This window comes from Cecembia calidifontis (genome assembly GCF_004216715.1).
In the GTDB taxonomy this organism is placed as follows: Bacteria; Bacteroidota; Bacteroidia; order Cytophagales; family Cyclobacteriaceae; genus Cecembia_A; species Cecembia_A calidifontis.
The window spans coordinates 258120-279887 of sequence record NZ_SGXG01000001.1; the positions used below are offsets into that span (position 1 = coordinate 258120).

General features: G+C 43.2%; 17 protein-coding genes. 7 read left to right on the forward strand and 10 right to left on the reverse strand.

The genetic code is table 11. The annotated features are described in order from the left end of the window. Positions 1–60: 60 nt before the first annotated feature. Positions 61–915: a pirin family protein gene (locus BC751_RS01145; RefSeq protein ID WP_130273941.1), complete on the forward strand. Its 855-nt coding sequence runs from the start codon at positions 61–63 to the stop codon at positions 913–915. 78 nt (positions 916–993) lie between these two features. Here BC751_RS01145 and nqrE read toward each other — a convergent pair whose 3' ends face one another. From nqrE to cmk, 7 genes are all read right to left on the reverse strand, one after another. Beyond that, a complete protein-coding gene (gene nqrE, locus BC751_RS01150) occupies positions 994–1605 on the reverse strand; it encodes an NADH:ubiquinone reductase (Na(+)-transporting) subunit E (RefSeq protein ID WP_130273942.1) in 612 nt (203 codons plus the stop codon). An 11-nt stretch (positions 1606–1616) separates the two neighbouring features. Further along, positions 1617–2297, reverse strand: coding sequence for an NADH:ubiquinone reductase (Na(+)-transporting) subunit D (locus BC751_RS01155; RefSeq protein WP_130273943.1), 681 nt, complete (start codon positions 2295–2297; stop codon positions 1617–1619). A 25-nt stretch (positions 2298–2322) separates the two neighbouring features. Continuing rightward, positions 2323–3099, reverse strand: a complete 777-nt coding sequence (nqrC, locus tag BC751_RS01160; protein WP_130273944.1) for an NADH:ubiquinone reductase (Na(+)-transporting) subunit C — start codon at positions 3097–3099, stop codon at positions 2323–2325. After that, a complete protein-coding gene (locus BC751_RS01165) occupies positions 3086–4300 on the reverse strand; it encodes an NADH:ubiquinone reductase (Na(+)-transporting) subunit B (RefSeq protein ID WP_130273945.1) in 1215 nt (404 codons plus the stop codon). Before BC751_RS01165 ends, nqrC begins: the two co-directional genes overlap by 14 nt. A gap of 5 nt (positions 4301–4305) precedes the next feature. Next, a complete protein-coding gene (locus BC751_RS01170; RefSeq protein ID WP_130273946.1) occupies positions 4306–5670 on the reverse strand; it encodes a Na(+)-translocating NADH-quinone reductase subunit A in 1365 nt (454 codons plus the stop codon). Positions 5671–5801: 131 nt separating this feature from the next. Further along, entirely contained in the window at positions 5802–6704 is a 903-nt protein-coding gene (locus tag BC751_RS01175; protein WP_130273947.1) for a 4-hydroxy-3-methylbut-2-enyl diphosphate reductase, read from the reverse strand. Then, positions 6688–7395, reverse strand: coding sequence for a (d)CMP kinase (gene cmk, locus BC751_RS01180; protein WP_130273948.1), 708 nt, complete (start codon positions 7393–7395; stop codon positions 6688–6690). The genes BC751_RS01175 and cmk overlap by 17 nt, the downstream gene beginning before the upstream one ends. Positions 7396–7552: 157 nt before the next feature. On the opposite strand from cmk, the gene ade reads away from it, so the two are divergent. From ade to BC751_RS01200, 4 genes are all read left to right on the forward strand, one after another. Next, positions 7553–9187 carry an adenine deaminase gene (ade, locus tag BC751_RS01185; RefSeq protein WP_130273949.1) on the forward strand — a complete coding sequence of 545 codons (1635 nt, stop codon included), beginning with the start codon at positions 7553–7555 and terminating at the stop codon, positions 9185–9187. Positions 9188–9417: 230 nt separating this feature from the next. After that, positions 9418–10560 carry an acyl-CoA dehydrogenase family protein gene (locus BC751_RS01190; RefSeq protein WP_130277457.1) on the forward strand — a complete coding sequence of 381 codons (1143 nt, stop codon included), beginning with the start codon at positions 9418–9420 and terminating at the stop codon, positions 10558–10560. 1301 nt (positions 10561–11861) lie between these two features. Continuing rightward, positions 11862–12656, forward strand: a complete 795-nt coding sequence (locus BC751_RS01195; RefSeq protein WP_130273950.1) for a glycoside hydrolase family 16 protein — start codon at positions 11862–11864, stop codon at positions 12654–12656. A 93-nt stretch (positions 12657–12749) separates the two neighbouring features. Further along, the gene (locus tag BC751_RS01200; RefSeq protein WP_130273951.1) at positions 12750–13622 is read left to right on the forward strand and encodes a geranylgeranylglycerol-phosphate geranylgeranyltransferase; all 873 of its coding nucleotides are present in this window, start codon (positions 12750–12752) and stop codon (positions 13620–13622) included. Here BC751_RS01200 and truA read toward each other — a convergent pair. Further along, entirely contained in the window at positions 13617–14402 is a 786-nt protein-coding gene (truA, locus tag BC751_RS01205; RefSeq protein WP_130273952.1) for a tRNA pseudouridine(38-40) synthase TruA, read from the reverse strand. The genes BC751_RS01200 and truA overlap by 6 nt on opposite strands. Before the next feature lie 423 nt (positions 14403–14825). Between truA and BC751_RS01210 the strand changes: the two genes are divergently transcribed. Then, positions 14826–16361: an immunoglobulin domain-containing protein gene (locus BC751_RS01210; RefSeq protein WP_130273953.1), complete on the forward strand. Its 1536-nt coding sequence runs from the start codon at positions 14826–14828 to the stop codon at positions 16359–16361. Between the two features lie 1136 nt (positions 16362–17497). Then, the gene (gene tnpA / locus BC751_RS01215; RefSeq protein ID WP_130273954.1) at positions 17498–17959 is read left to right on the forward strand and encodes an IS200/IS605 family transposase; all 462 of its coding nucleotides are present in this window, start codon (positions 17498–17500) and stop codon (positions 17957–17959) included. A gap of 1153 nt (positions 17960–19112) precedes the next feature. Here tnpA and leuB read toward each other — a convergent pair. Both leuB and BC751_RS01225 read right to left on the reverse strand, forming a co-directional pair. Further along, positions 19113–20174 (reverse strand): 3-isopropylmalate dehydrogenase, encoded by a 1062-nt coding sequence (gene leuB, locus BC751_RS01220; protein ID WP_130273955.1) that lies wholly within the window; start codon positions 20172–20174, stop codon positions 19113–19115. Next, a complete protein-coding gene (locus tag BC751_RS01225) occupies positions 20143–21762 on the reverse strand; it encodes an alpha-isopropylmalate synthase regulatory domain-containing protein (protein WP_130273956.1) in 1620 nt (539 codons plus the stop codon). The genes leuB and BC751_RS01225 overlap by 32 nt, the downstream gene beginning before the upstream one ends. Between the last annotated feature and the right edge of the window lie 6 nt (positions 21763–21768).

Here is a 21768-nt window from a genome sequence, read left to right on the forward strand (position 1 = left end):
TAAGGATTGTGGAACAATTTCAGCTAAAATTGAATTACATGTATATACATTTATTCATATATGAGGACTATCAAAGCAATTCATAAAGCAAGTTATCATCCTATTGCGGATCTGATCACTTACAATCCATTACCTTCTCCCAAACTCAGGCAGATTGATCCCTTCATTTTTCTGAACCATCACGGTTTCCAAAAATACGCGCCCAATAACCATGGACTGCCATTTGGACCCCATCCGCACAGAGGGATGGAAACGGTAACCTTTATCTTGGAAGGAGATATCATGCACATGGATTCAGGAGGACATGAATCGGTAATAGAGTCAGGAGGAGTTCAATGGATGACAGCTGGAAAAGGACTTATCCATGCAGAAGTATCTTCTAGCAAGTTTAAGAAAGAAGGGGGAAATTTAGAGATACTCCAACTTTGGGTAAACTTACCGGCAAAGCTGAAAATGACAGAGCCCAGGTATTTAGGATTACAAAAAGAAGAAATTACTGCTTTCGAATCAGACGTAGGGAAAGTCAAAGTTCAGTTGATCGCTGGTGAATGGGAAGACAAAAAGGGCTCTTTTCCTACCCTCTTCCCTATATTCATGAGTACAATTTACATGCAAAAATCCGGAAGGGTCCAAAAAAACATACCTTCTACTGAAAACATATTCTTTTATGTAGTCCGAGGAAAAGTGAAAGTTTTGGGTGAGGAAATCCCATTCCGGAATTTGGTTGAATTCAATCAAGATGGGGAAAGTATTTCTATTGAAGCCACAGAGGATGCGGTTGTAATTTTGGGACATGCAGCACCCTTTAATGAGCCAATGGTTGCCCAAGGACCTTTTGTCATGAATACCCAAGAAGAAATTATGCAGGCTTACCGGGATTACCAATCAGGGAAATTCGGTACTTGGAATCATTAAATATTTTTCAGGTTTGGTTGTAAAATGAAAAAAGCCTTGAGGATTACCCAAGGCTTTTTCTTTATTGTATGAACAAGATTAAAGGTCGATACCCATGAAGGACATGAAGGCAATCCCCATTAATCCAGTCAAAAGCATGGTAATACCCAAACCTTTTAATCCATTTGGTACATTGGAGTATTTTAATTTTTCTCTAATGGCAGCTAAAGCTACAATGGCCAAGAAGAACCCTGTTCCGGAACCAAATCCATAAACAGTAGCTTCAGCCAAAGTATAATCTCGCTGGGCCATGAAAAGAGAGCCGCCCAAGATGGCGCAGTTTACCGCAATCAAAGGAAGGAAGATACCCAAAGCACCATAAAGTGCAGGAGCAAACTTCTCCACGACCATTTCAACCAACTGCACCATAGCAGCGATGATGGCAATAAACATGATAAATCTCAAGAAGGAAAGGTCTACAGTGGCAAATGAAGCACCCAACCAGGTCAAAGCCCCTTCTTTCAATACAAATTCATTCAATAACCAGTTGGTCGGAGCAGTTACTGTCAATACGAAGATAACCGCAGCGCCCAATCCCAAGGCTGTACTTACTTTTTTGGAAACGGCCAAGAAGGAACACATTCCCAAGAAGTAAGCAAATACCATGTTATCAATAAAGATCGATTTAATTCCAAGACTAATTAATTCCATGACAGTACTTTTTAGTGTTCAACATAACCGGTTTTTGTACGCTGTACCCAAATGATCAGGCCAAGGATGATGAAGGCTCCAACCGGAGAAACCATCAGGCCATTGGTAGCCAGGCTGAAACCTTCTCCAAACAAACCGGAAATGGCATCGTAAACCTGCACACCAAAAACAGATCCGGATCCAAGCAACTCCCTGAAGAAAGCTACTGCCAAAATGATCCAGGAATAGCCCAAGGCAGAACCAAAGCCGTCCAAAATGGAATCATAAGGCTTATTCCCCAAAGCAAAGGCCTCTAGACGACCCATTACAATACAGTTGGTAATGATCAAACCTACGAATACGGAAAGTTCTTTGTACATGTCAAAAGCAAAAGCCTTCAAGACCTCGTTTACCAAAGTAACCAAAGAAGCTACTACGGCCAACTGGACTATGATCCTTACCCTGGTTGGAATGGTATTTCTCATCAAAGAAATGGTCAGGTTGGCCATCACCATTACGAAAATTACCGAAATCGCCATTACCAAAGTAGGCTGCATCTGGGTTGTTACCGCCAGGGCAGAACAGATACCCAATACCTGAATGGTAATCGGATTGTTATCAACCAAAGGATCGGTAATAAATTTCTTTCTTCTCTTAGACAGTAAGCCCTCAGCGGGTTTTTTAACTTCTGCCTGTGCTGTTTCTGTACTCATTATAGATAAATTATAATGTTCGAAATTAATTTAAAGCAACAACTTCTGAGGACTTAGAAGCTTTCAACTTGTCAAAATATGCTTTGTAGTACCTTAAATAGTTGTTCAACATTGCATTGACGCCATTTGCAGTAATGGTAGCACCGGAAAGACCATCCACTTTATGCAAGTCATCAGAATAATCTTTTCCTTCGCCTTTCTGCATGGCTACAGATTGAAAGTTTCCGGATTCATCAAAGATCTTTTTTCCCTGAAAACGGTTCTGAACAGCTCCCTCAGTGATTCTTGCACCCAGACCAGGGGTTTCAGACTTGTGACCAAATGTCACACCGGCAATGGTATTCAAGTCTGTATCCAAAGCCAGGAAACCCCAGATTTCATCCCAAAGACCCGCTCCATAAACCTGAACAATGTAAGCTTCCACATCATCTGGATTTCCTTCTTTGTGGAAAATAAAGATTGGGTATTGCCTTTTTTCAGGTGCCATTTTATAATTCTTAGCGACATTTACGTTCTCAGCAATAATCGGGTTACCGTCCGCATCTTTTTCAAGAACATTTCCCTCAATATCTACTACTTTGGAGCTGATTCTTTTATCGTAAAATGCAAGGATTTCATCTGCTTTCATGGCACGCAATTGGGAAGCGTCCAATACCGCACCAAGAATTTGTTTTTTTGTATCCAGTTCCACAGCCTTTTTCTGGATCGGAGCCAGAACCTGTGAAGTACCTGACAACAGTAACCCAAGGACAACGGTCAGGATTACTGAAAAGGTAATGATATAAGCGTTAGACTGTTGCACGTTGTAACCTCCTTTTCTTATTTGCTTTTACTACATAATAGTCAATCAATGGGGCAAATACGTTCATGAACAGAACTGCCAACATAATGCCCTCAGGATAAGCTGGGTTGGTCACCCTGATGATTACAGTCAGTACACCGATCAAGAAACCATAAATCCATTTTCCAACTTCGGTCTGTGCCGCAGAAACCGGATCAGTAGCCATAAATACTACCCCAAATGCCAATCCTCCTATTACCCAGTGGTACTCAGGAGCCATTGCCATGTATTCATTCACCGCAAAAAGGTTCATCACCAAGCCCATCACATAAGCACCGGCAAAACCACTTACAATGATCTTCCAGGAGGCTACTCCAGTGGCAATAAGTATGACAGCACCTATCAATGCCATCAAAGTAGATGTTTCACCGATAGATCCGGGAATCCATCCTATAAATAGGTTCATGAAACTGAACAAACCTTCTCCCAAAGCGGCGTTATGCTCCGCTAAAGCCTGGGTCACAGGCTGTCCTTCTACACCGGCAGTGTAAGCCACCGCCAAAGCTGTCGCACCTGAGAATCCATCTACCGGAGCTTTGTCACCCAAATAAGTCCAAACCTGGTCACCGGAAATCTGTGCAGGATAGGCAAAGTACAAAAATGCCCTGGCAGTCATGGCCACATTAAGGATATTCATACCTGTACCTCCAAACACCTCTTTTGCAATCACAACTGCAAAGATGGTAGCCAAAGCAACTTGCCATAAAGGCAAAGTAGCAGGTACCACCAAAGGAATCAACATACCGGTAACAAGGAAACCCTCATTGATAGGGTGCTTTCTGATTACGGCAAACGCAGCTTCTACCAAACCTCCCGCAGCATAGGCCACAATTACGATTGGCAGTACCAGTTTAAGACCTACAAGAAGTTTTGGACCAAAATCTTCCCATAATCCAGCGGTCTGACCGGTTGCCAGAAAATGCTGATGGCCTGTATTATAGATACCGAACAACAAACAAGGAATCATGGCAATCACTACGGTGATCATCATCCTTTTCAGGTCAATGGCATCTTTTACTTGAGTTCCTTTTATACCTGCAGTATGGTTCGGCTTGAACAGGAATGTTTCTCCCGCCTCATACAGATAGTACAGGTTCTCTAATTTCCCACCTTTTTGAAAAAGCGGTTTCTGCTTATCCAACAGATCTCTTAGAAACTTCATATTGATTAACTGTATTGAATTAAATCTATCCCTTTTCTAACTATTTCCTGAACCGGATGTTTGGACACGTCCACAAACTCACAAAGTGCCAAATCTTCCTCAACGACTTCGTAAATTCCAAGTTCTTCCATTTCGTCAAAGTCTTCGGCCAAAATGGCCTTCAACAGATAGACAGGAAGAATATCCATTGGGGTAACGCTTTCAAAAACACCTGTCTGAACAAATGCCCTTTCTTCCCCATTGGTATTGGTATCAAGCACATATTCCTTATTAGGGCTCAGGAAGGACAAAAGTCCCAAGGCCCTATGGTAGCTGAGTCTGCTGGCGGTCGGTTTCATCCAGCCCAAAAACTCATATTGATTACCTTCAGGAAGTAGGGTAATCTGATGGTGGTAATAACCAATATACCCATCTCTGTTGATTTTTTCCCCGGTAAGCACATTACCTGAAACTACCCGGATGTTATCCTGCTTGATATTGCCGGCCACCAAAGGATCAACACAGGCACCTATGTAGGTTTTCACATATCCTTTTTTCACCGCTTCAGAACCTGTCACTGCCACAAGCTTGGAAGCGTCATATTTTCCTTCCAAAAACAGTTTACCAATCTGAACTACTCCATAAGGATGGATTGTCCAAACAATATCACCTTTATTTATGGGATCGATATGATGGATCTGAACACCCACGTTTCCTGCCGGATGAGGTCCGCTGAATTTGTTCAGCTCCACCCCCTTTGCATTGGCGAAAATTGCAGGAACTGCCCCTTCACCTTTCACATTCAAATGAATTTTACCGGAGGTCAGCTTGGACAACACATCAATACCTGCCTGGAAGTATTTCTCTTCTCCCTGGAGTAGAAAACCATAATCCGGCGCCAATGGATGGGAATCAAAACCGGAAATGAAAATGGATTTTGGAGTATCTTCCGGATTGGCTACAATGCCGAATGGTCTTTGAATGATCTGAGGCCAAACACCGCCTTTGCACATTTGCTCGATAGCGTCCTGTTTGCTCAAAGATCTCAAAGCATCCTCCGAGAATTTATCGAATGATTCATAGCTGATGGATGAATCAGCAAGGATTTTGATCTCTAAAAGCTTTCTTCTATCCCCTCTTTTGATTTCTACAATTTCACCGGAAACAGGGGCAACATACTGCACCTTTTCCATGGCCTTGTCAAATAAAATCGGAGTCCCTGCTTTGACTGTATCACCTTCATTTACAGTTACTTTTGGCCTTTGCATACCGATAAAATCGGTAGGCTTAATCGCAAAAGTTTTAGCGGGCTTGAAGTCCGCAAGCTGCTTTTCAGCTTCACCTACGAGCTTAATATCGAATCCCTTCTTAAGCTTTACTGTTTTTGACATATGATTTTATAAACTGTATGGTCCTTTGAAAAACGCCTCAAATCTAATAAAATAGATTTTATTAGAATATTATTTCGGGAATATTTGTACCAAAAGGCACAGACATTCCATTTTTTTGATTAATGGTAATCTCAGGAATTTTCCAACATCAGACCCTGCTCCAAAGAATTGATATGGTTCATGACCTGCTCCATCAGCCACATGGGTGTAGAGGTGGCTCCGCAAATCCCTACTTTGTCATTTGGTTTAAACCAGGAAGGATCGATCTCGGTTTCATTTTCTATGAAATAACTTCTTTCATTTTCACTTTTGCATACCTGGTACAAGGCCTTTCCATTGGAACTCTTCTTACCGGAAACAAAAATGATGACGTCATTTTCCTGGGAAAAACGCTGCAATTGGGGCTCCCTGTTGGACACCTGACGGCAAATGGAATCATTGGCATTGAAATCCACCTCACTCAACTCCCCTTTTTCTGCCACAATCCTTTCTTCTATCTTGGATTTCAGTTCATAAAATCCCTTGGTGCTTTTTGTTGTCTGACTGAACAGGGTAACAGGACGGGAATAATCGATTTTATCCAGGTCTTTGTCTTCCATGACCACGATGGCCTTCTCAAGCGTCTGACCGGTAAGCCCGATCACTTCTGCATGGCCTTTCTTTCCATAGATCACTATCTGTCCGTCTTCCTTTTCCATTTTGTCAAAGGCGGTCTTGACCCTGTGCTGCAATTTCAAAACCACCGGACAGGAAGCGTCTATGAGTTCAATATTGTTTTCAATGGCAAGTTTATAGGTTTCAGGCGGTTCTCCATGCGCCCGGATCAGGACCTTACAGTCACTCAGTTCCTGAAGCTGCTCCCTGTCGATCACTACCAGCCCCTTGTCACTCAACCTCTTGACCTCCATATCATTGTGCACAATATCCCCCAGACAGTACAGTCTGTCGGATACTTCCATCTCATCTTCTGCCATTTTGATGGCAAACTCGACCCCAAAACAATAGCCGGAATTTTTATCAATGGTTACTTCCATATGCTTTACTGTATAGGCCTATCCTTTCGTTGGCCAGTTCGACAATTTTTTTTACCTGGTCATCAAAATCAAGGTAACTTGTATCCACATCAACCGCATCTTCGGCCCTGACCAAGGGGCTTTCAGCCCTTGTGGAGTCAATTTTATCTCTTTCAGCAAGATTACGGATGATTTCTTCTAAAGTTACCTCCTGACCTTTTTCTATAAGCTCTTTTTGTCTTCTCTTCGCCCTGATTTCCAGATCAGCAGTCATGAAAACCTTCAACTCTGCATCGGGAAAAACCACCGTACCGATATCCCTGCCGTCCATGACCACGCCTTTGGCTTTTCCAAGTTGCTGCTGTTGGGAAACCAATTCCTTCCTGACTTCCTTGATTTTACTGACTTCGCTGACAAAATCGGAAACCTCCATGCTCCGGATTTGCTGCTCCACATTTTCACCATTGAGGTAGGTTTCCTGCTGCCCGCTTGCCTTATCCGTTTGGAAAGAAATCTGGATATGCTTTAATGCTTTATTGACTGCTGCTTTATCGGAAAGATCAATTTGATGCTTAAGAAAATACAAAGTTGCAGCCCTGTACATGGCCCCGGAATCTATATAAGTATAGCCCAAAATTTTCGCCACTGCTTTGGCAGTAGAACTTTTTCCACACCCCGAATAACCATCTATGGCAATCACAATTTTCTGCATGAAATAAAAGTAGCCCAAGGCTTTTTTTAATTATAGCCGCAAATATAGTAGTTTTAAATCTAAAATAAGACAGAATGAAATGTATTCCTTTTGTTTGTAAGGGTAATTCATTTTTGCGTTGAAATTTGAAAATCAAGAATTTAATCATTAGGCATTTATGGACAATTTTAAGCTTACAGGGCAACTTGTGGACATCCACAACAAGGTGATTTTTCCGGCAGAAATTGAAGTGGACAGGAAAAAAATCGTATCCATCAGAAAAATAAATGCTGTTCCAGGCTTACCATTCATCCTTCCGGGATTCATTGATGCACATGTACATGTGGAGTCCTCCATGCTGGTACCTTCAGAATTTGCCAGGTTGGCAGTATGCCATGGGACAGTAGCTTCCATCTCAGATCCCCATGAAATTGCCAATGTCTGCGGGATGGAAGGGGTCAACTACATGGTGGAAAATGGCAATAAAGTCCCTTTCAAATTCTACTTTGGCGCCCCCTCCTGTGTGCCCGCCACTCCTTTTGAAACGGCCGGTGCAGAGATAAACGCCCATGACATCAATGAACTCCTAAAAAGAAAAGAGATTGTTTACCTCGCTGAAATGATGAACTGGCCAGGAACCGTAAACAGGGACCCAGAGGTCATGGAAAAAATCCATATCGCCCAAAAATACGGGAAACCCGTGGACGGCCATGCTCCCGGGCTCCGAGCAGAAACCGCTGCCAAATATGCCAGTGCCGGAATCACCACAGACCACGAATGCTTCAGCCTGGAAGAAGCCCTTGACAAAGCCAAACTGGGCATGAAAATAGCCATACGAGAAGGAAGTGCTGCCAAAAATTTTGAGGCACTGATAGACATCATTGACACTTACCCTGAGCTGGTCATGTTCTGTTCAGATGACAAGCATCCTGACAACCTCGCCCTGGGACATATCAATGAACTCGTAGCCCGGGCAATCGCCAAAGGAAAAAACCTTTTCGATGTACTGAAAGCAGCATGTATTACACCTATAGAACATTACCACCTCGAAGTAGGACAGTTAAGGGTCAGTGATCCTGCTGACTTTATCCTGGTGGAAGACCTGAAGTCATTTAAAGTCTTGGCCACGTTTATAGAGGGTGAAAAAGTAGCCGAAAATGGCCATACCCTTATTCCCTCTATCAAAAATGAAATCATCAATAATTTCAATACAGGGCTCAAGAAAGAAAGTGATTTCCATCTTCCCGCCAAAAGCAAATCTATCAGGGTCATTGAAGCACTAGATGGCCAACTTATCACTCCAGAAATCAGGGGAGAGGTGCAGATAGAGGATGGGCTCGCTAAGTCCAATCCTGATAAAGACATCCTGAAGATTACCGTGGTCAACCGCTATCAAGAGGCAACTCCCGCCATTGCCTTTATCAAAAACTTTGGATTAAAAAAAGGAGCCATCGCCTCATCCGTCGGTCATGACTCCCACAATATCATAGCGGTAGGCGTAGATGACAGCTCTCTTTGCAGGGCAGTGAATTTACTCATTGCCGAAAAGGGAGGAATAGCGGCAGTGGGGCCAGATGGAGAAAAGGTACTGCCCTTGCCGGTGGCGGGCCTCATGTCCCCAGGAGACGGTTATGAGATAGCCAAAGCTTATACAGAAATCGATCAATTCGCCAAAAACCTGGGATCCAACCTGCAATCCCCATTCATGACCCTGAGCTTTATGGCTTTATTGGTCATCCCTGACCTCAAATTAAGCGACAAAGGGCTTTTCAGTGGGCAAAGATTTGAATTCACAGAAGTGTTTTTATCCTGAAACCAGACCTTTTGCAAAAATTTTTGAAAAATTTTATACCAAATAAAATTTGGACAACCTGGAAATTTAAGGTTCTGTATTTGGGATTCAGAAGCCTTGGCTCCCCTTTATTGAATAACTGAGGAAAGGAGCAAAAGGCTATCCATAAAGTGTTTAACCGGGCAAAACCATTCCATTTAACAACAAGTTAGTATCTTGGTAAGGAATAAACCCAAATAAACTTAATTATGATGAATTTTGAGCTCAATGAGAATCAGGTAATGATTGCTCAGATGATACGCGATTTTGGAGCCAAAGAGATAACGCCCTTCCGAAAAGAATGGGATGATAACCAGCATTTTCCGCTCGATTTGTTTAAAAAACTCGGAGAACTCGGCCTTATGGGCGTTTTGGTTCCCACGCAATACGGAGGCTCCGGCTTCGGATATTTTGAATATGTAACGGCCATCGCCGAACTGGCTAAGTTGGACCCCGCCATTGGTCTTTCCATGGCGGCACATAATTCCCTCTGTACCGGACACATCATGATGTTTGGCAATGAGGAGCAAAAGCAAAAATACCTTCCCAAACTGGCTACCTGTGAATATTTGGGCGCTTGGGGACTGACCGAACCCAATACCGGTTCTGACGCAGGCAATATGCGTACGGTCGCGGTGAAAGATGGAGACCATTATGTTATCAACGGTGCCAAAAACTTCATCACCCATGGCTATTCGGGAGATGTGGCCGTGGTAATTGCACGGACAGGAGAGGTGGGAGATTCCCATGGCATGACGGCATTCATTGTCGAAAAGGGAACCCCAGGATTCAGGGGAGGAAGAAAAGAGGACAAGCTGGGGATGAGGGCATCCGAGACTGCGGAACTTATTTTTGAAGACTGCCGGGTGCATGAGAGCCAGGTTTTGGGAGAAGTGGGAGAAGGTTTTATCCAGTCCATGAAAATTCTCGACGGGGGCAGGATTTCTATCGCCGCCCTCTCTTTGGGAATTGCGGAAGGGGCTTTGCAAGAATCCATCCAATATTCTAAAGAAAGACAGCAGTTCAACCAGCCCATCAGCAGGTTTCAGGGCATTGCCTTCAAATTGGCTGATATGGCGACACAGGTAGAAGCTGCAAGGTTATTGACTTTCAAGGCTGCTGACCTTAAAAATAGGGGCCAAAAAGTCACCCTTGAAGGTGCCCAGGCCAAGTATTATGCCTCAGAAGTCGCCGTTTCTGTGGCTAATGAAGCGGTACAGATATTTGGGGGTTACGGCTTTACCAAGGATTATCCGGTGGAAAAATATTACAGGGATGCCAAACTTTGTACCATTGGGGAGGGTACCTCAGAAATACAAAAAATAGTGATTTCCAGAGAAGTGCTAAAAAAATAATTTTATTTTTTTGTCTTATGAGGCAGATGGACTAAAACAGATTTCACGCAGCGCTCGCGGCCAAAAATGCCGCGAACGTTACGTTTGCTATTGTATCCTTTGTCTGAGGCCATTTTTTAAGCCATTGGATATTTTGTGAAAACCAGCCCTCTTTTTCCTGATTTTTCCTTTCCTCAAATTCCAACCCATTCCCATCCCCTCTGTGAATCTCCCTGAACCTCTGTGAATCTCTGTGTCATTAAAAAGTCTTGGACAAAAATACATTGTGCCCTCTGGCCCCATTGCGTTATCTTCGGCTAAATCCCCCACCCCAAAAAAAATCCTACCATAACCGACAGGAAGTAAACTGCCCACTAATTACACCAATTTCCACCAACTAACTTCTCCTATTCATTACCCTGGTCCCGGAAAATCAAGACAATAAATTTTTACAAATTCAGGCTCCGCCTAATATTTCCCGCTCTTAAGACCTAGTCTTTCATTCGCTCCAATTCAGGGCCATAAGGATTCTTACAAGCCCAACAGTAGATATTAAAACAACACCCAACCTGTTCGTGTAATCAGTGAAATTCGTGGAAAAAAACTTTTGAGCCAGATGCGCAGAAACCATAGTTTTAGCCCTGAAAATATATTGTGAAAACCCAGTGCTCTTTTACCTGATTTTTCCTTTCCCCAAATTCCAACCCATTCCCTCTGTGAAGCTCCGTGCCTTCTCCGTGAATCTCTGTGTCATTAAAAAAATTCTTTGACAAAAAAATCCCCTCTTTTGCGCCCTCTGCTTAACCCTTGGAAGATAATCGTCCACTAATTACACCAATTTCCACCAATTACCTTCTCCTATTCATTACCCTGGTCCCGGAAAATCAAGACAATAAATTTTTACAAATTCAGGCTCCGCCTTATCAGTCCCGCCATTAAGACGAAGTCTTTAATTCGCTCTCATCTTACCCCATAAGCTTTCTTACAAGACCAAAAGTGGACATTAAAACATCACCCAGCCTATTTGTGTAATCAGTGAAATTCGTGGACAAAAAAACTTTTGAGCCAGATGCTCAGAAACCATAGTTTTAGCCCTGAAAATATATTCTGAAACCCAGTCCTCTTTTTCCTGATATTTCTTTTCCTCAAATTCCAACCAATTCCCTCCGTGAATCTCTGTGCCTCCTCCGTGAATCTCTGTGTCATTAAAAAATCCTGGACAAAAAAAATCCCCTCCATACCATTCTTCACTTAAACCTTTACAAGCTACCGATTTACCATTATCTTCCCCATGCCATATCTTTAAGCTTCAAAATCAAACCATGAAAAACACAACACTCCTCCTCCTATCCCTGCTGATAGTTTTTGCCTGTCAGACCAAGCAAGAACAAACCCAAACCGTCTGGCACGATGAATTTGACTATGAAGGGCTGCCCGATCCTAACAAATGGGTATATGATGTAGGAGACCATGGCTGGGGAAACAATGAACTCCAGTACTATACAAAAAATGACCCTAAGAATGCCCGGGTGGAGAATGGGCTGCTCATCATTGAAGCCCATCAGGACAGCACCTATGAAAAAGGTTACAGTTCCGCGCGTCTCTTGACCAGAGGCAAAGCATCCTGGCAATATGGCTATATAGAAGTGAAAGCCAAGCTTCCCAAAGGCGTGGGGACATGGCCAGCGGTGTGGATGCTGCCGGAAGAAAACAAATACGGCGGCTGGCCAAAAAGCGGGGAAATTGACATCATGGAACACGTAGGCTTTGATCAGGGCACCGTCCATGGAACGGTACATACCGAAGCATTTAACCATACCAAAGGCACGCAAAAAGGCGCTCAGGTCATGGTAGCGGATTGTTCAGAAAACTTCCATATCTACGCCATCGACTGGAAGGAAGACAAAATTGATTTTTACCTCAACGGGGAAAAATACCATACCTTTGAAAACACCGGAAATGGCAGGGAAGAATGGCCTTTTGACCATGCCTTCCATTTGATTTTCAATATCGCTGTTGGCGGCAATTGGGGTGGTGCCCAGGGCGTAGCTCCTGATATTTGGCCCCAACGAATGGAAATAGACTACGTTAGAGTCTATGCAGACAAACCGGAATAAGCCATTTTCAAAGGCTTCATGAAAAAACTCGTAAATTCATGAAATTGGGAATTCAGGTTCCATCCATAGAGGTATTTATCCTAATTTTGCGTCATGGAAGTAAAGGCAATGGCTAAGCATTTCAATTTATGGAGCTTACTGAAAATCAGCAGGCCCGTAAATTTATTTATCCTTGCCTTTGCCCAGATCATGACTGCAGTTTTTCTGGTAGAGACCAATCGACAGGGTTTACCCGTGCAACAGGATTTTAAGCTGTACCTTTTGATCCTGGCCACCCTGATGATTGCTGCGGCAGGCTACATGATCAATGACTACTATGATGTCAAAATCGATTATGTCAACAAGCCCGATGAAGTCATCATCGGCAGGACCATGAAAAGACGGGTGGCCTTGTTTTACCATTCTTTACTGAACTTTGCCGCCATAGCCCTGGGATGGATGATCAGTCCAAGAATTGGCCTGATCATCTTTATTGCCGCCTTTCTGTTATGGTTATACAGCAATTTGTTAAAGAGACTACCCTTTGTTGGGAATTTTACCGTGGCCTTATTGACAGGGGCCTCTATTTGGCTGGTAAGCTACTATTACCAAAAGTCCGAACTTCTGGTATTGACCTATGCCATATTTGCTTTTTTCATGAACCTGATCCGGGAAATCATCAAAGACATTGAAGACCGGGATGGGGACAGAAAGCACGGCTGCAAAACCCTTCCCATTGTCCTGGGTTTCAGAAATACCAAAAGGGTGATCTTTGCCATTGCTTTTGTATTTGTCTGCTCTATCCTGGTGGTGACCTTCAAGATCAACAACCCCAAACTCTACTATTATTTTGGCATCCTGAGCATACTCTTCCTCATATTTATGTACAAGATTTATCTTGCCGACAGGAAAAAGCACTTCAGCCAGCTCAGCCTGCTCAACAAAGTGCTGATGTTTGCCGGTATTTTCAGCATGGTATTTTTATAGGCTTTTAAAGCTTAGGTCAAATAGCAGCAATCCATTGGCGGGAGCATGCCTGACAATTGGACCCTTATCCTCAGACAGTAAGGCCTGAGAGAGAGCCTCAATACTTAGCCTCCCTATCCCTACCTCCACCAGTGCCGACACCATCATCCTGACCTGGTAGCGCAAAAAACCATTTCCTCTGACTTTATAGATCAGGGCATTTTCCGGAATCAGGGCTTGGCCCGCCAAGGGGTGCGGAATGATTTCTGATACCAGGATATCCCTTCGGTAATTGTCCGTCACCTTATCAATAGAACAAAAATTTCTAAAATCATGCTGACCTGTAAAAAGCCTGGCTGCTTTCTGCATGTTTTCAAGATCAGGATTACCGGGGAAATAGCCCAGATTGGCCGAAGCGAAAGGATGGAATTTTTCTCCAAAAGCCATGTGGTAATGGTATTCCTTCCAGGCAATGTCCTGGATGATATTGAAAGACTTGGGGACCTGTTGAAAGGAAAGGATACGGATATCAGCGGGAAGATTTTCATTGACTTTGTCTAAAAAGTCTGATTGCTCCAAAGGGCTTCTCAAAAAAAGCTGGAAAGCTCCCCTTTCACAGGATACCCCTGAATCTGTGCGGCTTGCACCCAATACAGTAAAATCTTCATGCCCCAGGACATAACGGATACCCCTTTCCATGGTTCCCTGAACCGTCTTGACGCCCTTTTGTTGCTGCCAACCCGCATAGCGGGGTCCCAGGTACTGTAGGTAAAAGAGATAAGTATAGGGTTTTGATTGCATATGGCAAAAATCGAGTAAATATTTTTGAAGACAATTTATTAACAGCTGTTTTATAAATTTCCAATCCCAGCCAAGATCGGCAATCCAATAGATAAGCGCTTTAATGTTTCGAAATTGCCCATATAAATTAGAAATGGATATTATTTTTTTTGAAAAAACCCAATAAAACAAATTTTTATATAAATCATAAAAAATAATTATGATAAAAAATAACTGATTTTCATCATTATTTTTGTCTGGGTAAAATCAAAAAAAAACTACAATTTATTGGTATTCTGACAATTAACTCTATCGATGCAAAAGAAAATCAATTTTTTTTAAATAAGTATTGTTTATTTAAAAGTACTTTTTTTGCATGTTATATGCTTTTTTTTGCTTTTCATTAACTTTTATGTACATTAATTGAAATTTAAACTTAACCCAATGAGAACACAAAATTTTGCAAGGAACCTGAACTGGGTTTGGGCCTTTGCACTTGCTGCATTTTTCTTTACAGCATGTAATCAAATGGATGGCCTAGAGCCAGATAGCACAAAATTAGACGGTAAAAGTGAAGAACTTTTTAGATTGAGTCCTTTCGGTAATGGAATGGAGAATGCGAGGGTTCCTTTAACAGGAACTGCTTCTACACCAAAGTCCAATGGTGGTATTACGCCTTATATCATCCCTGGTGAAAATCCAGGTGGCAATAGAACCTGTGCAGAAGTAGCTACTGCCTACGGCATTTCTGGTTTTGGCACTTCATTTGGCCAAATTGACACACCATTTCCTCAAAATAAGGCAACCTACACAGGATCAGATGGCGCAGTCATTACAGCAACCACTGATGGCACTTTTGTCACTTGGAGCATTGTTGTTCCTGCTGGGTATTGTGTGAAATATCTTGCGGCGGTTGTTAAAGGTTCTAACGATGCCAATATTTATTTCTATGAGGGAGATGTTAGAGGTGACTCGGGATTAGCTTCACCAGTAAATGCAAGTGGAGGTTCCGCTGGATTAAGTAACCTTCGTTTTTGTTACACCTTGGAGAAAGCACCAGATGCACCAGTAGTGGAAGGTGACGAAGCATGTTTTGAAGAAGGATTGGTACTAAGAGCCACATCTAATGCTGCTCCTGCGGGATATACATTACAATGGTACACAAAAAATGATGAGGGAGAATTTGTACCAGTTCCAGGTAACGATCCAAAATTGGATAAAGTAGGAACTATTGACTATTATGCTGCCTTTGTAAACGGTTGTTCAAGTGAAATGTCAGGAGCCGCCACTTTGACAATCTGGGCTTTGCCCGATGCACCGATATCCGGCGGAGATCAAGAAGGGGACTGTGATGATACACTTACAGCAACTGTTAAAGATGTTCCGGATGGAATCAGCACCGTATGGTATAATGCCCCAACAGGCGGTAATGTAGTTGAAGACCCTTCCTTGACTTATGATAAGACGGTAGGCGGCATTCAGACTAAGACTTTCTATGCCGAAGCTGTAAATGACGTCACAGAATGCGTAAGCGCAACAAGGACTGTGGTTACCTTGACCTTAAATCCTTGTCCTCCTCAAGAATGCTGGACAGGTGAGTCTGCAACCGGTAAAGGAAGTGCATTCCCAACAGGTCCAAATACCTGGTTCCAATGGAATACTAGAGCTCAATTAATAGCTGGAGTTGATCTGGTTTATGGCAGAAATTTGACAACAATAGGCAGAGTTACCATTTCTAATCCTGATGCGGGAGGCATGAGAACCATAACTGTTACCCTTAATGAAGGAATTAGATTTGCAGATGTTAGCGGTGCTCTTAAAGTCATAGCATCTAATACTCAATTTACGAGATTTAGTGGTTTCTCTGGTGCTCTAAACAATGCAACAATCAATGGAAACACTGCTACAATCCGTGTTCCAGATAGAGCTTTCTACTTCGTTCACGGAGATATTGAGAGAATTATAGAATGTAAAGATTAATAGAAATATTTAACCAATAAAAAACCAAACCCCGGTAGCTTAAGTTACCGGGTTTTTGTTTGTCTTAGAATTGTGATTTGAACCTTTCCCTTATCGTAAATTATAATTTTGCTACTTTTTTCACGCTTCCTATCTATTACCAAATTGTGCCGGAGGCAAAACCTATCGGTAACAAATCCAACGCCCAAATGCCCCCCCGTCCCAGCGGGACGGCCTGTTGTTAGAAATAAACGGCCAATTATTTCCCACCGTCCTGTAGGGACGGCCTATTGGTAGAAAAAAACGGCCATCTATTCCCCACCATCCCATAGGGACAGCCTATTCCCCCGATCGACCCAACCATCCTGTAAGGACGGCCTATTGCTAGCCAAATCCCGATCGACCCACAATACCATCCTGTAGGGATGGCCTATATTATACACACCTTTCATATTTCAATAGGCAATCCCTACAGGATTGACGGGCGAATTCAATTGTCAATTTGCTACCGATGGGTAATCCCTAACGGGATTGATGTCCGAAAAAAACGCTTCGGCTACCGATGGCCAATCCCTCTGGGATTGGTGGACTCGATTGCACATTAATCTGCTACCAATTGGCAATCCCTATGGGATTGGGCGCTTACGGTAATGTTTGCCCTGCTTTTGATAAAAACATAACCCAAATTAAATAACCGGATTCATCCCGATAATGGCTATTGTCTCAAATTCCAACGCTGCTGTTAACATTAATCGCCTACCTTTTCCCCTTCTTGGCTATAACCGAATAGTGCCAGCGGCACAACCTGTCGGTAGCAAATCCAGCGCCCAAATGAACCCCACCATCCCAGCGGGACGGCCTGTTGTTAGAAATAAACGGCCAATTATTTCCCACCGTCCTGTAGGGACGGCCTATTGGTAGAAAAAAACGGCCATCTATTCCCCACCATCCCAGCGGGATGGCCTGTTGTTAGAAATAAAGGGCTAATCATTCCCCACCGTCCCATAGGGACGGCCTATTGGTAAAAAAACCGATCGATTAACCCCACCATCCCAGCGGGACGGCCAGTAAAATTTAACTTATCCGATTAACTTCACTCAATTTCTTTTATTTATGTATCTACATTTTTAAATTCATTTCCTAAATTTTTAAAAACTATGGCAAATACATTTACCCAAATTCATATTCAGGTAGTTTTTGCGGTGAAAAACAGAGCTTGTTTAATCCGACCTGAATGGAAAGATGATCTTTTCAGGTACATGACAGGAATCATTCAAAAAAGAGAACATAAATTACTGGCCATCAATGGGGTTTCTGACCATGTACATATTCTAATTGGACTTAGGCCTTCACAATCAATTTCTGATTTGATGAAAGAAACAAAAATCGGATCGATGAACTTTATTAATGATTCCGGTTTTATCAAATCAAAATTTTCATGGCAGGATGGATATGGTGCTTTTTCTTACAGCATGTCCCATATCAGCAGGGTGATTAAATATATTCAATTACAGGAGGCACATCATAAGAAAAAGACCTTTTTGCAGGAGTATACAGAGATGTTGGACAAATTTCAAATCCCATTTGAGGAAAGATATTTATTCAAGCCAGTGGTGTAAAAGATCATTTTTTCCATTTATATCCAGAGAAATTAAGAAATGGGGATTTTTAAATAGGCAATCCCTACGGGATTGTTGGTTGATTTATCCGCAATTCCTGCTAACAATGGGTAATCCCGATGGGATTATTGGGTACAAATAATCGCTTTTTGGCTACCGATGGGCAATCCCTATGGGACTGATGGGAGATATCAACCCATTCATTGGCTAACGATCGGCAATCCCTACGGGATTAATTTCCATGATTACACATTATTTTGCTACCGATAGGTAATCCCTAACGGGATTATTCCCCACAACAAAACGTCAATCTCCTAACAATGGGCAATCCCTGTGGTATCGATGTCCACGAATACACGTTATCTTGCTACCGATAGGTAATCCCTAACGGGATTATTCCCCACAACAAAACGTCAATCTCCTAACAATGGGCAATCCCTGTGGTATCGATGTCCACGAATACACGTTATCTTGCTACCGATAGGTAATCCCTAACGGGATTATTCCCCACAACAAAACGTCAATCTCCTAACAATGGGCAATCCCTACGGGATTGATTTCCACGATTACACGTTATCTTGCTACCGATAGGCAATCCCTAACGGGATTGGTGCCTTCATGAACCATCTGTCAACCATGATTTGAAATTGACCTAATCCCATTTTTGGTTATTATCAATTCATCACAAACCTATCACCTTTTTGGCTATTACCGCATTGTGTCAGAGGCGCAACCTGTCGGTAGCAAAAAACAACCCATCGATCAACCCTACCATCCCAGCGGGATGGCCTATAATAATAGGCAATCCCTACAGGATTGACGGGCGAATTCAATTGTCAATTTGCTACCGATGGGTAATCCCGATGGGATTATCGGGCCACAAATAATCGCTTATTGACTAACGATGGGTAATCCCTACAGGATTGATGGCCACGATTACAAATTGATTGGTTACCGATCAACTGTACCCATTATTAATTTTTCTTCAATGGAAAAAATATGGAAAAATTAAGAACCCCGGATAAATCCGGGTTTCCTATTCATTAATCGCCAAATCCAAAATCCTTAATGAACCCCTTAATCCCTTAATTCCTCAATGGTTCAAAACTTCCTAAATCATCTTTTCTACATCCGCCTTTCGAAACCCCACTTCTCAGACATTCTCCGACAACCAATCCCCCACCTCGGAGGTCTTGTAGGCTTTTCCTCCTTCTGCAATGTCCTCTGTCACCACACCTTCCGCCAAGGATTTGTTCACCACATCGGTGATGGCCTGGGCTTCAACTTTCAGACCAAAGGCATAATCAAACATCATGGCCGCGGATAATACTGTCGCCAAAGGATTGGCAATGTCTTTCCCTGCCGCCTGTGGATAGGATCCATGTATAGGCTCAAACAATTTATTGTCCGTACCCAAAGAAGCAGAAGGCATCAATCCCATGGAACCGGAAATCACCGAAGCCTCATCTGTCAAAATATCCCCAAAAAGGTTCTCCGTAATCAATACATCATAAGCCTTTGGCCATTGGATCAAACGCATGGCCACCGCGTCCACAAATTCATATTCTACCTTCACATCCGGATATTCAGGTGCCAGTTCCTGTACGGTTTCCCTCCACAACCTGGAAGTGGCCATCACATTGGCCTTGTCCACACAGGTCAATAATTTCCTTCTCTTCTGTGCCGCCTCAAAACCCATCCTGGCCAAGCGCGTGATCTCTTCCTTGGAATACACATTGGTGTCGAATGCTTTGGTTCCCTGCTCATTTCTTCCCCTGGGTTCTCCGAAATAAACCCCACCGGTCAGTTCCCTAAAAAACACAAAATCCACGCCTTCTACCCTTTCAAGTTTAAGGGGGGATTTATGGACCAATGAAGGAAAGGTGAAAGTCGGCCTGACATTGGCAAATAAGCCTAACTTTTGGCGCATCCTCAATAAGCCCTGCTCCGGCCTGACCTTGGCTTTGGGATCATTGTCGTATTTAGGGTCTCCGATAGCCCCAAAAAGCACCGCATCTGCCCTCAGGCAGACATCATGGGTACTGTCGGGATAAGGGTCTCCTGTGAGATCGATGGCAGTAGCCCCAACGGGCGCCTCTTCAAAATGAATGGTGTGTCCAAATTTCTTTCCTACTGCTTTGACCACTTTTACGGCCTGTGCAATTACCTCCGGTCCGATGCCGTCACCCGGCAACAGCGCGATGTTCATTTCCATATAATGTCGTGTTTTCTATTTCTGGATTGATTTCCTGTCCTTTGAAAGGACCTGCATTTCCTTTGTCCAATTGTTCAATGATATTCAGCATTTTTTCTGTAGCCTTCAATGCGGCTACGGTCTGATCGCTGTCCAGACCTTTGGTTTTGAAAATCCTGCCATAATCCCAGGTGATCACCGTTTCCACAAAGGCATCTGTCTTTCCGCCGGGAGGTATGGTCACATGGTAATTGGTCAGTTTGGGCAATTCTTTATGGATAGATTTATATATTTTACTCAAAGCCTTCATAAAGGCATCATATTGCCCGTCTCCTGATGAGCCTTCCTCATAACTTTGGCCATAAATGTTCATTTTCAACTGAACAGTAGGTTTCAGCCCCATGGAATGGCTCAGGTTATAGCCCTCAATGAAGATGTTATGGGTAATGGAATTGTTCTGCAGGACATCTGAAATAATGTAAGGCAGGTCTTCTGTCGTGACCCGTTCTTTTTTATCTCCCAATTCGATGATCCTTTGGGTCACCTTGGCCAACTCTTCGGGCTCCAGGGAAATCCCCAACTCCTGCAGGTTTTTCAGAATATTGGCTTTACCGGAAGTTTTGCCCAAGGCGTATTTTCGTTGCCTGCCAAAGCGCTCCGGCAAAAGATCATTGAAGTAAAGATTCTTTTTATTGTCCCCATCCGCATGGATTCCTGCAGTCTGCGTAAATACATTCTCTCCGACCACAGGTTTGTTGGCAGGAATATGCTGACCTGAAAACTGCTCTACCAGTTTGCTGACCCGGTAAATTTTATTTTCCCTGATATTCAGTTTGAAATCGGTAAAATCCTTGATCACCGCAGTAACTGACTCCAGAGGTGCATTTCCTGCCCTTTCCCCGAGGCCATTGACCGTGGTATGTATTCCCCTAACGCCATTGTAAATGGCTTCCAGTACATTGGCCACCGAAAGGTCATAATCATTATGGGCATGAAAATCAAAATGTACATCCGGAAATTCAGAAGTGATCAATCGGATAAAATGGGAAACTTCTCTGGGATTCAGTAGCCCCAGGGTATCCGGCAACATGATCCTTCTTACCCTCAATTCTGCCAGCATGCCGATCAAATCCATGGTATAATCCATGGAATTCCTCATGCCATTGGACCAGTCCTCAAGATAGACATTGACCGACTGTCCCTTGGATCGGGCATAGTGTACGCAATCCTTGATTTCCTGAAAGTGCTGTTCCTTGGTCTTCCTTAACTGATGTACCAAATGGTTCAAAGAACCCTTTGTCAAAAGGTTCAGCACCTTTCCACCGGCAGCAGTGATCCAGTCCACTGAAGCAGGGGTATCCACAAATCCAAGTACCTCTACACGGTCCAGGTATCCCTTTTCTGCGGCCCATTGGGTAATCTTTTTTACCCCTTCCATCTCGCCCTCAGAAACCCTGGCAGAGGCTACCTCAATCCTGTCCACCTTCAGTTCCTCCAGCAGCCACTTGGCGATCTGGAGCTTCTCAGAAGGCAGAAAGGAAACGCCCGAGGTCTGTTCCCCATCCCTCAGGGTTGTATCCATGATTTCTATTTTCCTTTGATAACCCATGTTAAT